Consider the following 12133-nt stretch of genomic DNA (forward strand, 5'->3'; position numbering starts at 1 on the left):
CCTCGCCGGTGCACGGCACGTACGGGTTCTCATACGTGCCGTGTGTACGTACCGTTCACGATCACGTACCCGCCGATGATGCTATTCCGCCGAGGCGGCCGCCGGTTCCGCGGCGGAGGGCGTGGCAGGCGCCTCGGTGTCCTGGCCGGTGCGCTCCGCCCGGCGCAGCAGTACGGCGGCGACCAGCCCGCCCAGGAACACCGCGGCCGCGCCGACGAGCTGGCTGGTGCCGATTCCGGCGGCGAAGGCGTCATGGACGGCCGTGCGTTCGGCGTCCGTACGGGTCCTGGCGAGCGCCGCGGGCAGTGAGCCGGCGCCCGCGGCGGCCAGCGGAAGCAGCGCGACGAAGCGGGAGTTGAGGACCGCGCCGAGGACGGCGACGCCGAGCCCCTGGCCGAACTCCATCAGGGTGCCGTTGACGCCCGCCCCCACTCCGGCCTTGGCCGGCGGGATCGCGGACATGATGGCGTTGGCCATCGTCGGCATGGCGAGCGCGACACCGACACCCATCATGATCAGGCCGGTCAGCATGCCGCCGTAGCTGTCCCCGCCGAGCAGGGAGATCGCGGCGAGGCCGGCCGCGAGCAGCGACATCCCCGAGACGATCATTCCGGGGGTACCGAGACGGGGCAGCAGACGCGCGCTCAGACCGGTGAAGTTGAGCAGGATGACGGTGACGGCGAGCGGCGCCATCCGCAGCCCGGCGTCCAACGGGCCGTAACCGAGGACCAGTTGCAGATGCTGGGTGAGCAGGAACATCGAGCCGCCCATCCCGAAGGCGACGAGGATGCCGCCGGAGACGGCCCCGATGAAGCGGCGGTTGCGGAAGAAGTGCATGTCCAGCATCGGATACGGGACGCGCAGCTCCCACAGCGCGAAGACGGCGAGGCCGACGAGGCCGATGGCGGCGGAGACCAGCACCCGGCCGGACAGCCAGCCGGTGACCGGCCCCGAGATGATCGCGAAGACCACTCCGACCATGCCGATCATGGACAGCAGGGCACCCACGAGGTCCGGCCGCTCGCCCGCGCGGCTCTTGGACTCCGGGACGAGGGTGAGGACGGCGGTCAGCGCCACCACCGCGACGGGGAGGTTGACCAGGAACAGCGAACCCCACCAGAAGTGGTCGAGCAGCACCCCGCCGATCAGCGGTCCGGCGGCGAAGCCGAGGGAGTTGACCGAGCTCCAGATACCGATGGCCTTGGGGCGCTCGTCGTCGAAGATCTGCATGACGACGGCGAGGGTGGTGGTCACCAGCAGCGCGCCGCCGACGCCCATCCCGGCGCGGGCGGCGATCAGCTGACCGGGCGACTGGGCGAGCGCCGCGCCGAGCGACGCGACACCGAAGAGCACCAGGCCGACGGCGAGCATTTTCTTGCGCCCGTAGCGGTCCGCGGAATTGCCGGCGGTGAGCAGCAGGCCCGACTGGACCAGCGAATACGCGTTGATCATCCACTGGACGTCGGCGGTGCTGGCACCCAGGTCCTCGGTGAGGGAGGGGATGGCGACGTTGAGGACGGTGTTGTCGAGGATGACCGTCAGCTGGGCGAGGCAGATGACGGCGAGGATCAGCCAGCGGGCGGCGGTCCGGCCCGGCGGCTGGAGTGTGGTGGTGGCGTCGGAGGCCACAGGGGACATACGGGCTCCCTGGACGGTGTGAGCGGATGACATACACCGTACAGGGAGCGTTATACGCCGTACATTTTGTTTTCGGCTGACTGGTGGGGCGGGCCTGCCGGGGCGCGCCCCACCCGATCACGCCTCCCCGGTCACACCCTCCGGGTCAGGTCGTAGAACGTGGCGCTGCCGACGGTGACCTTCTGGAAGGTCTTCGCCACCCAGGACGTGATCTTCGACGAGCCGCCCCGGCCGCCACCGGGGCCGCCCTGCCCGCCCGCGAGGAAGTAGTGGATCTTCCCGTCCGCGACGTACTCCTTGAACCGGGCGAGGGTCGGCGACGGATCGCTCCCGTTGAAGCCGCCGATCGCCATCACCGGCTTCCCGGTGGCGAGTTGGTAGCTCGCCGCGTTCTGGGAGCCGATCGCCGCGGCGGCCCAGGTGTAGTCGTCCGCGTCCTTTTCCAGCAGCGCCTTGGCCCGGTCGCTCACCTTGCTGCCGTTGAGCAGCCCGCCCATACCGCGCATCCGGCCGGCACCGCCCTCGCCGAAGCCGCCCCGGCCGCCGGGGACGCCCGGCCGGGCGCCCGGCCGCCCCTGGGCGCCCGGCGAGGGGAACTGCCCCTGCTTCCCGGCCTGCCCGTTGCCCTGATTGCCGCCCGGAGCCCGGCCCTGGCCGCCCATGCCGCCTTGGCCGGGGGGAAGGGCCTGGCCGGCGGCCCCGCCCTGACCTGCGCCCGGTGCGCCGCCCATGCGGCCGGGCATCCGGCCGCCCGGGAAGCCGCCGGGGCCGCCCATGCCGCCCCGTACCGAGGGACCGGCCGTGATGATCGAGCCGCCCTTGGCCGTGTTGACCGTATTGAGCGTGTACGCGACCGGACCGGCCAGCGCCGTCACCACCGCGAGCCCGGCCGCGAGCACCACGACCCGCCGGCTCGCCCGTAGCGCCGCTCCGCCCGCCGCCGGCGCCCGGCCGGGTGCCGGCGCTCCGTCCTCTCCAGCCCCTCCAGACCCTCCAGGCGCTCCAGGCGCTCCAGGGACTCCAGGCACTCCAGGCGCTGCAGGCGTTCCCTCCGCCGTCGCTGCTTCCTTACGGGCCTTATGAGCCTTACGAGCCGCCCCTCCTGCCCACACCGGCAGCAGCAGGCCCAGCGCCGCCAGGAGACCGAGCGCCGCCACCGTCCAGCGCAGCCACGGCAGCCAGTCCGGCGACCGGTTCAGCAGCACGAACGACCATCCGGCGGTCACCGCCACCGTCCCGGCCAGGACGAGCGCGGCGGGCCGCCCGCCGCGCCGCCACAGCAGCGCCGCCCCCATCCCGACCAGCGCCGCGATGTACGGGGCCAGCGCGATGTTGTAGTACTGATGGAAGATCCCGGACATGAAGCTGAAGGTCGTGAAGGTCATCAGCAGCGCGCCGCCCCAGACCAGGAACTCCGCCCGCTGACCGGCCTGTTCGGCGGCGTCCGCCCGCCGCGCCCGCCACAGCACCGTCACCGCCGCGACCAGCAGGATCAGCGCCGCGGGCAGCAGCCACGAGATCTGGCCGCCCATGTCGGACGAGAACAGCCGGGTGATCCCGGTCTTCCCCCAGCCGCCACCGCCGCCACCGGGACGGCCACCGCCCCCGCCGACGCTGCCGGTCTCGTTGCCGCTGATCCGCCCGAAGCCGTTGTAGCCGAAGGTCAGCTCCAGAAAGCTGTTGGTCTGCGAGCCGCCGATGTACGGGCGCGAGGCCGCCGGCCACAGCTCGACGATCGCCACCCACCAGCCGCCGGACACCACGAGTGCCAGCCCGGCGAGCAGCAGCTGGCCGAACCGGCGGCGCACCGCCACCGGCGCACAGCAGGCATAGACCACGGCGAGCGGCGGCAGGATCAGCCACGCCTGCAGCGTCTTGGTGAGAAAGCCGAGCCCGAAGCAGACCCCGGCCAGCACCAGCCACTTCGTCCGGCCCTCCTCCAGGGCCCGCAGGACACAGGCGACCGCACCCACCATCAGCAGGCACAGCAGCGCATCGGGGTTGTTGAACCGGAACATCAGCGCCGCGACCGGCGTCACCGCCAGCGCCGCGCCCGCCAGCAGCCCGGCGCCCGCACCGAACCGTCGCCGTACGGCTCCGTGGAGCAGCCCGACCGTCGCCACCCCCATCAGCGCCTCGGGCACCAGGATCGCCCAGGAGCTGAGCCCGAAGAGCCGTACGGACAGCGCCATCGGCCACAGCGCGGCCGGCGGCTTGTCGACGGTGATGGAGTTCGCCGCGTCGGACGAACCGAAGAAGAAGGCCTTCCAGCTCTCACTGCCGGCCTGTACGGCGGCCGAGTAGAACTGGTTGGCATACCCGGAGGCGGACAGGCTCCAGAGGTAGAGCACCGCCGTGACCAGCAACAACGCCAGCAACGCGGGCCGCGCCCAGCGTGCTGTCGGCTCCGGTGCCACGGGCGTCGGTGCCACGGGCGTCGGAGTCGCGGGCGTCGGAGTCGCGGTGACCGACGCCGGCGGACCCTCCGGTGAGGCGGACGGCAACTGGGCCGGCGTGCCGGGCCGGTGCTGCGGGGTCATCGAGTGCTCCTGGTGAGATCGTTCCGGTCGTGCGAGGGGTACGGCGGGGTGGCGAGGTCGTCCCGGCCCGCGCGGTCCGGGAAGACCCAGGCGCGGAAGAGCAGAAACCGCAGCACCGTCGCCGCGAGGTTGGCGGACACCAGCACCGCGAGTTCGGTGCCGTGCGAGGGCGTACCGCTGGCGGCGTCGAGGGCCGCCAGCGAGCCGCTGGTCAGCACCAGTCCGATGGCGAAGACCACCAGCCCCTGGGCCTGATGACGGACCGCCCGGTCCCGTCCCCGTACCCCGAAGGTCAGCCGCCGGTTGGCGGCCGTATTGGCGACCGCCGACAGCAACAGCGCTGCCGCATTGGCCAATTGGGCGCCCGCTCCGAGGCGGAAGAGGGAGTAGAGGCCGAGATAGAGCAGCGTGCTCAGACCGCCGACGGCACAGAAGCCGACCAGCTGACGGGCCAGCCCGCCGGGCACGCCGGACAGCTCACGGTCCCGCGGATCGTCCCCGAACGGCCGGGCGAGCCGGTCCAGCGGCAGCGCGCCGGTCCCCAGCGCCCGCCCCACCCGCCAGACGCCCTTGAGGTCGTCGGTGGCCGTCCGCACGAGCTGCACGGTGCTGTGGGGGTCGTCGACCCAGTCCACCGGCACCTCATGGATCCGCAGCCCGGCCCGCTCCGCGAGCACCAGCAGCTCGGTGTCGAAGAACCATCCGGTGTCCTCGACCATCGGCAGCAGCCGCTCGGCGACCTCGCCGCGGATGGCCTTGAACCCGCACTGCGCATCGGAGAACCGTGCGGCCAGCGACCCCCGCAGGATGAGGTTGTACATCCGCGAGATGAACTCCCGCTTCGGCCCGCGCACCACCCGTGCGCCACGGCTGAGCCGGGAGCCGATCGCCAGATCCGAGTGCCCGGAGATCAGCGGCGCCACCAGCGGCAGCAGCGCGTTGAGGTCGGTGGACAGATCGACGTCCATATATGCCAGCACCGGCGCTTCGGAGAGCGACCACACGGTGCGCAGCGCCCGCCCGCGCCCCTTCCGCTCCAGCCGTACCGCGGTGACCTCTTCGAGCGCGTCGTCGAGCCGGGCGGCGACCTCCGGCGTCCGGTCCGTGCTCGCGTTGTCGGCGATGGTGATCCGGAAGCCGTACGGGAAGGTGCGCGCGAGATGCTCGCGCAGCCGCCGCACACAGGGCTCCAGATCGCGCTCCTCGTTGTAGACCGGGATCACCACATCGAGGACGGTCGCGATCTGGCCGAGCCGCAGATGCTCACGCGGTGGCAGGGAGCCCAGCGGTGTGCCGGGCGGCTGTGTCGTCGTCATGCGACGACACTCGCCACCCCCGCTGTCACGGCGGTGTGCTGAGGCTGTGTCCGGGCTGTGAGGCTGCCTGTGAGCCTGTCTGTGAGCCTGTCTGTGAGTGCGGGGAGGGTGGGTTGACCTGGGGATTCTTGGGGGTGGGCGTGGGCCCGGCCGGGCCGGCGGGGGTGCGGCTGGGTCGGCGGGCGGGGCGGCTGGGCCGGCGGGCTGGCGGGCTGGCGGGCGCTGCGGCCTGGTCGGCGGGCGGTGGGTGCTAGTCGGCGGATGGTGCGGCCTGGTCGGCGGATGGTGCCTCCCTGCCGACGGACAGCGCCTCGCCGGCGACGGGCGGTGCCTCCCCGCCGGCGGGCGGTGCCTCCCGGCCCGTGGCCGGAGACTTCCGGCCCGTGACCGGCGGCTTCCGGCCCGTGACCGGCGGCTTCCGCCCCGGGACCGGAGACTTCCGCCCCGCCACATCCCACACCGCCGAGGTGGCCGCCGCCGTCGAATTGGCCGCCGCCGTCGGCAGCGTCACCGTGAAGACCGTCCGCCCCGGCTCACTGCCGACCCGGACCGTGCCGCCGTGCGCGGCCACCACCGCCTGCACGATGGCGAGGCCGAGCCCCGTACTGCCCGCGGCACGCGAACGCGAGGCATCACCGCGGGCGAAGCGCTCGAAGACATGCGGGAGCAGAGCCGCCGGAATCCCCGGCCCGTCGTCCTCCACCTCCAGCTGGACGACCCCGCCGCAGCCGGCGGCAGCGTCTGCGGCGGCACGCACCCGGGCGGTCACCGTGGTCCCCTCCGGCGTATGCGTACGGGCATTGGCCAGCAGATTCACCAGGATCTGGTGCAGCCGTCCCGCATCGCCGTACACCACCGCCGGCTCCTCGGGCAGCTCCAGCCGCCAGCGGTGCCCGGCCCCGGCCACCCGCGCATCGCTCACCGCATCGATCACCAGCGGCGACAGATCGGTGCGCGCATACGCGAGCGGGCGCCCGGAGTCGAGCCGGGCGAGCAGCAGCAGGTCCTCCACCAGCCCCGTCATCCGCTCCGCCTCCGACTCGATCCGCCCCAGGGCGTGCCGGGTCTCCGGTCCCGGCTGCTCCCGCCCGCGGCGGGTCAGCTCGGCGTAGCCCCGGATCGACGCGAGCGGGGTACGCAGCTCATGGCTGGCATCCGCGACGAACTGCCGTACCCGCGTCTCGCTCTCCTGACGGGCCGCGAGCGCCGAACCGACATGCCCCAGCATCCGGTTCAGCGCCGCACCGACCTGCCCCACCTCCGTACGCCCGTCCGACTCGGACGCCGGGACGCGGACATGCAGCGCCACCTCGCCCTGGTGGAGCGGGAGTTCGGAGACCCGGGTGGCGGTCGCGGCGACGCGACGCAGCGGCCGTAGCGCGATCCCGACCATGGCGGAGCCCGCCATCCCGGCGGCGACCAGACCGGCGACCGTCACACACGCCTCGATGAGGATGAGCGTGCCGACCGTCTTCTGCACGGAGTCGAGCGGCAGACCGAGCACCAGGGAGCCGTTCTGCGCGGACTCCACCCGGTAGGACCCGAGTCCGGGCAGCTCGGCGGTGTGCGACCGGCCGTCCCGCGGCACCTTGTTCAGCGCCGCGAGCTGCGCGCGGGTCAGCTCCGCCAGCCGATCGGGCAGCGGGCCGCTCGGGTTGTCCAGCTTCGCCCCGGCCTCGACGGTTCCTCCGGTCCCGACCCGCGCACCCACCGTGCCAAGGGGCTGACCACCCATCGCCACGAAGTCCAGGTCGCCCTGCACAGGGCTCGGTTCATGGGGCCGCGGGAGCTGGGCCCGTACCACGAACTCGTGCACCTTCCCGTCCAACTGCCGCTGCATATAGGAGTGCAGCGCAATGGCAGTCACCGTCCCGATGACGGCCCCGACGACGGCGATCAGCGCCACCGCGGACACCACGAGCCGGGTCCGGAGGGACCAGCGGCGGCGGGGGGCGGGAGTGGGGCCGGCGGGGGTGGCGGCGGGAGTGGGGGTGGTCACGGGGGCTGGGGAGGTCGCAGGGACTGGAGAGGTCGTGGGGCCTGGGGAGGGGGCCGTGGACGGGGGTGCGGGGTCGGTGTTCCGGGACCGGCCGTGCTCAGGCTGCGGGGGCCTGCCCTGCTCCGGCGGCCCGGGCTGCTTCGGGTGCTCCGGCTGCTCGGCCGACGCGGGGGAGTTCCCGCTCACGGCCCGTTACCCACCCGGCTTGATCAGATAGCCCGCGCCCCGGCGGGTGTGAATCATCGGCGCCCGGCCCACGTCGATCTTCCGCCGCAGATACGAGATATACAGCTCCACGACGTTGGCCTGACCGCCGAAGTCATAGCTCCAGACCCGGTCGAGGATCTGCGTCTTGCTCAGCACCCTCCGCGGATTGCGCATCAGATAGCGCAGCAGCTCGAACTCGGTGGCCGTCAGATGGATCTCCTGGCCGTCCCGCCACACCTCGTGGCTGTCCTCGTCGAGCACCAGATCGCCCACCGTCAGCCGCGATGCGCTCCGCGCGGCGGCCGCCCCGGCCCGGCGCAGCAGCCCCCGGAGCCTGGCCACCACCTCTTCCAGGCTGAACGGCTTGGTGACGTAGTCGTCGCCGCCCGCCGTCAGTCCGGCGATCCGGTCCTCGACCGCGTCCTTGGCGGTCAGGAACAGCACCGGCACATCCGGCAGTTCACGCCGCAGCCGGCCGAGCACCGTCAGCCCGTCCATGTCCGGCAGCATCACATCGAGCAGCACCGCATCCGGCCGCCAACTACGGGCACAGCGCAGCGCACCGGCGCCGTCCCCCTCCGCGCGGATGTCCCAGCCCTCGTAGCGCAGCGCGAGCGACAGCAGATCGGCGAGCGAGGATTCATCGTCCACGACCAGCACCCGCACGGGGCTGCCGTCGGCCCGCAACAGCTCCGGCTGCTTCCCTGGCGCGCCCCTGGAGGACGACGCCGGAGCCGGCATACGGAACGACACTGAGGACGAGGAAGTCACGGTCATGCCCGGAGCCTGACCCGCCCCCGTGAGAGCTCCCTTGCGCCTTTCTGTGAATCTCCTGAGAAAACCGTGTGCCACTCTCCCCCTCCCCGGGCCCCCACCCCACCCCTGCCCACCACACCAGCCAAAAGCCAACCACCCGCCGCCAGCCGCTAGCCGCCAGCGGCCAGCGGCCACCCGGCCCACCGTGCCGCCTGTCGCCTGCCGCCTGCCGCCTGCCGCCTGCCGCCTGCCGCCAACAGCAGCATCCAGCGCCGCCCCTCCCCCTGCGGCGGCCCGCCCCGCGCCGGACTTCCCCCTGCCCCCGCCCGACCGAGCCAGTCCCCCGTCCCCCCCCCGTTCCCCCGTTCCCCCGACTGTGGACCGACCTGGGCCGCCCCCCGCGCGGTCCAGGTCGATCACCACTTCTTAAGCATCGCACCTGCCACTGACAATCGGCCTGACCTGCACATTCGTTGATTCCCCCTGACCCCGCGACAGCCCCCACGGACGCCCTCCGCGGACGCCCTCCGCCAGGCCCTCCCCACCCCTCCGGTGCGCCCGTCCCGCCCCGCCCCGGACCACGTACTGTCGCTCCATGAGACTCCTCGCCCTCTCCGGCAGTCTGCGTGCGCGCTCCTCCAACGGTGCGGTGCTGCGCTCCGCTCTCACCTTCTGGGACGGCCCGGCCGCCACCGCCGACATCGGCGTGCTCCCGCACTTCAATCCCGACCTGGACGGCGAGGACGCCACACCCCCCGCCCCGGTCGCCGCCCTGCGCACCGCCGTTGCGAGCGCCGACGCCCTGCTCGTGGTCAGCCCCGAATACGCGCACGGTGTCCCCGGCGCCCTCAAGAACGCCCTCGATTGGCTGGTCAGCAGCGGCGAATGCGTCAGCAAACCGGTTGCGGTGATCACCGCCTCACCGTCCCCCACCGGCGGTGACCACGCCAACGCCCAACTGCGCGAGGTCCTGCGGATGATGACCGGCGAGGTCGTGACGGCGGCCTGCCGCGAAATCCCCGCCATCAGCCCGAAGATCGACCCCACTACGGAACGCGTGACGGACGAGGCCACCCTCGCCGAGCTGGGCGTGGCCCTGTCTCATCTGGCCGCGGCCGCAGCCCCACTCACACCCTGAAGTTCCCGCCCCGCACCCACTGAACAGGGCTCTCAACTCCGCCTTCGCTCACGGCAACTTGAACACGAGGCGGCCCGCCACAGCCCTCACCCCTCACCCCTCACCCCTCACGGCACCATGAAGGAGGCCCGCACAGCCCGCCGCGCCGCTCACACGCCGAACAGCCGCGCCGCGTTCCCGTAACAGACCCCGCGCAGCCAGTCCTCCCCCAGCTCCAGCTCTGCGAGCACCTCCAACGCATGCGCGTACCCGTAGGGGATGTTGGGGAAATCGCTGCCGAACAGCACCCGATCACCGAGATCCATGAGCCGGCCTCGTTCCGCCCGCGGGAACGGCGCGATCCGCTCGGCGAAGTCCGTGAACGACATGGTCGTATCGAGGTACACGCCCGGATAGCGCTGTGCGAGGTCCAGGAAGTCGGCGTACTCCGGCATCCCCATGTGCGCGATGATCAGCCGCAGTTGGGGGTGGCGGGCCAGCAGCCGGCCGATCGGCTCGGGCCCGGTGTGCTTGCCGGGGGCAGGGCCCGAGCCGCAGTGGATGACGACCGGCACCCCGGCTTCCGCAAGCGCTCCCCATACGGGGTCGAGCAGCGCATCGGCCGGGTCGTACCCGCCCACCTGCACATGCGCCTTGAAGACCCGCGCCCCGTCGGCGAGTTCGGCACGCACATACTGCGCGGCGCCGTCCTCCGGGAAGAATGTCGCGGTCCGCAGACAGTCGGGCGTACGGGACGCGAAGTCGGCCGCCCAGCCGTTCAGCCACTGCGCCATCCCCGGCTTGTGCGGATAGATCATCGAGGTGAAGGCGCGTACGCCGAAGCCGCGCAGCACCGCCAGCCGCTCGTCCTCCTCGAACCGGTACGTGATCGGCCACGCCCGGCCCACCAGCGGCCCCGCCGAGTCGAAGTACGCCCAGACCTTCGCCATCACCCGCTCGGGCATGAAGTGCGTATGCACATCGATCAGCCCCGGCAGCCCCAACTCCCGCCAGAACGCGCCGACCCGCTCATCACCGTCCGCCACGCCGGGCCCCTCCCTTACGGTTCGACCACTACGGCCTCGTCCCTACGGCCCCGACCGGCACGGCCCGACCCCTTCGCAGATATCCGGGCCCGGGCCCGACGCCTACCTGCCGAACGCGCCCCCGGCACCCGGCACCCAACACCGGCAACCGGGCACAGGGCAACCCGGCACCCCGGAGGACCGCCCGGCCCGTGAGGCCCACACACCCGTATGGCCCGCCCGCCCACATGACCAGCGCACCCGCATGTCCCACATGCCCGTATGACCAGCGCACCCGCATGTCCCACGCCCCCGTGTAGCCCACACAGCGGCCCGCTGAGCCCACCAGCCCACCCTCTACTACCTGCACCCGGCATCTAAACGCCCCCGCCCGGCCCGAAACAACCCCTCTCAGCCGCCTTCCGCTCAACGCCAACCGCACCACCGGCGCCCCGAAGGGCCCGGCAAGGGACCCGGCAACGGCCCCGGCAAGCCGGACTATCCCGCGCCGGCCGACTCCCCCCAGGCCGCCCCGGCCGACTCCCCCAGGCCGCCCCGGCCGACTCCCCCAGGCACACCCACCTCAGAACAACCCCTCCTGGCCCCCCATCCCCTCCCGCTCCCGCTCCCCGGCCCCGCGCGCTGCGGCCCGCACCGGCACCGTCGTCGCCTCTCCCACGGCGGGCCCCAGCACCCACCCCGACAACAGCCGCGCATCCATCACCGCCACCGCCCCGGCAACCCCACCAGCCCCAGCGCCCCTCTCCCGCTCCCCGGCCCCGGAAACGGCCCCAGCAACGGCCCCAGCCTTGACCCCGACCCCGACCCCGACCCCGACCTCGGCCCCCACCCCCGCCAACCGCAGATACACATCAGCCCCCACCCCGGTCAGCACCTCCCCCACGATCTCCGCCCCGGGCGTCATCCCGCCCAGCTCCGCCACCTCACCCGGAATCCGGTCGAGCCCGAACAGCTCCGTATGGTCGGCACAGGCGAACTCCACCGGTTCGAGCGTCTCCGGCCAGCCCGCCAATTGCCTTGCTGCGCGATGCAGTTGAGCCAGCTCGGCGGCCCGCTCCGGCACCGGGGGCAGCACCCCGCGCGCCGCCCGTTTGGCCGCCTTCGCAAACCGGTCGGGCACCGACAGCGCACTCCCCAGCAGCGCCTCCGCCCGCCGCGCCGCCATCAGGGGCCCCCGCCCCAGCCAGGCGTACGCCACCGCCCCCTGCTCCACGAGCCGGGCCGGACCGCGCTCGGCGGCCGTGATCCCCACCTTGAGGAGACCGGGACCGAAGTACGCGAGATAGACGCCGTACGGACGCGGATCGTCGGCCATGGTGTCCGCGGCCACCGAACGCGACCGGTCCAACTGGGCGCACCGCGCACACTGATCCTTGGCACTCGCACCGTCGAGCACCGCACCGTACGGGCACACGATCCAGCGGCCGGCGCGCCACACCCCCAGACACAGCCGCTCGCCCTGCGCGGCGAAGGCCAGCCGCTTGCCCGCGGGGAGCAGGCTCACCCGCCCCTCG

The 12133-nt window shown here is 72.9% G+C and carries 8 protein-coding genes; 1 reads left to right on the forward strand and 7 read right to left on the reverse strand.

Going from position 1 to position 12133, the window contains the following annotated elements:
* Nucleotides 1-81 precede the first annotated feature (81 nt).
* The 5 genes from STRNI_RS20525 to STRNI_RS20545 all read right to left on the reverse strand — a co-directional run bounded on the left by STRNI_RS20525 (nt 82) and on the right by STRNI_RS20545 (nt 8441).
* Nucleotides 82-1638, reverse strand: a complete 1557-nt coding sequence (locus tag STRNI_RS20525; RefSeq protein ID WP_277411763.1) for an MFS transporter — start codon at nt 1636-1638, stop codon at nt 82-84.
* A 131-nt stretch (nt 1639-1769) separates the two neighbouring features.
* Nucleotides 1770-4178 carry a mannosyltransferase YkcB-related protein gene (locus STRNI_RS20530; RefSeq protein ID WP_277411764.1) on the reverse strand — a complete coding sequence of 803 codons (2409 nt, stop codon included), beginning with the start codon at nt 4176-4178 and terminating at the stop codon, nt 1770-1772.
* Nucleotides 4175-5494: a bifunctional glycosyltransferase family 2/GtrA family protein gene (locus STRNI_RS20535; RefSeq protein ID WP_277411765.1), complete on the reverse strand. Its 1320-nt coding sequence runs from the start codon at nt 5492-5494 to the stop codon at nt 4175-4177. The genes STRNI_RS20530 and STRNI_RS20535 overlap by 4 nt, the downstream gene beginning before the upstream one ends.
* Nucleotides 5495-5744: 250 nt before the next feature.
* Nucleotides 5745-7493, reverse strand: coding sequence for a sensor histidine kinase (locus STRNI_RS20540; protein WP_277411766.1), 1749 nt, complete (start codon nt 7491-7493; stop codon nt 5745-5747).
* Between the two features lie 192 nt (nt 7494-7685).
* A complete protein-coding gene (locus tag STRNI_RS20545) occupies nt 7686-8441 on the reverse strand; it encodes a response regulator transcription factor (RefSeq protein WP_026169666.1) in 756 nt (251 codons plus the stop codon).
* Nucleotides 8442-9051: 610 nt separating this feature from the next.
* On the opposite strand from STRNI_RS20545, the gene STRNI_RS20550 reads away from it, so the two are divergent.
* A complete protein-coding gene (locus tag STRNI_RS20550) occupies nt 9052-9594 on the forward strand; it encodes an NADPH-dependent FMN reductase (RefSeq protein WP_277411767.1) in 543 nt (180 codons plus the stop codon).
* Between the two features lie 149 nt (nt 9595-9743).
* On the opposite strand, the gene STRNI_RS20555 is transcribed toward STRNI_RS20550, so the two are convergent.
* Together STRNI_RS20555 and STRNI_RS20560 are read right to left on the reverse strand one after the other, a co-directional pair.
* Entirely contained in the window at nt 9744-10619 is an 876-nt protein-coding gene (locus STRNI_RS20555; RefSeq protein ID WP_277411768.1) for an amidohydrolase family protein, read from the reverse strand.
* 562 nt (nt 10620-11181) lie between these two features.
* On the reverse strand, nt 11182-12123 hold the full coding sequence (locus STRNI_RS20560; RefSeq protein ID WP_159489210.1) for a DUF2797 domain-containing protein: 942 nt from the start codon (nt 12121-12123) through the stop codon (nt 11182-11184).
* Nucleotides 12124-12133 lie beyond the last annotated feature (10 nt).

Origin of the sequence: Streptomyces nigrescens (genome assembly GCF_027626975.1) — a bacterium.
GTDB classification, from domain to species: Bacteria; Actinomycetota; Actinomycetes; order Streptomycetales; family Streptomycetaceae; genus Streptomyces; species Streptomyces nigrescens.

What these genes read in the sequence shown, in the direction of transcription:
- STRNI_RS20535 (WP_277411765.1), bottom strand. Translation starts at nt 5,494, where the DNA reads ATGACGACGACACAGCCGCCCGGCACACCGCTGGGCTCCCTGCCACCG.
- STRNI_RS20525 (WP_277411763.1), bottom strand. Translation starts at nt 1,638, where the DNA reads ATGTCCCCTGTGGCCTCCGACGCCACCACCACACTCCAGCCGCCGGGC.
- STRNI_RS20530 (WP_277411764.1), bottom strand. Translation starts at nt 4,178, where the DNA reads ATGACCCCGCAGCACCGGCCCGGCACGCCGGCCCAGTTGCCGTCCGCC.
- STRNI_RS20545 (WP_026169666.1), bottom strand. Translation starts at nt 8,441, where the DNA reads ATGCCGGCTCCGGCGTCGTCCTCCAGGGGCGCGCCAGGGAAGCAGCCG.
- STRNI_RS20550 (WP_277411767.1), top strand. Translation starts at nt 9,052, where the DNA reads ATGAGACTCCTCGCCCTCTCCGGCAGTCTGCGTGCGCGCTCCTCCAAC.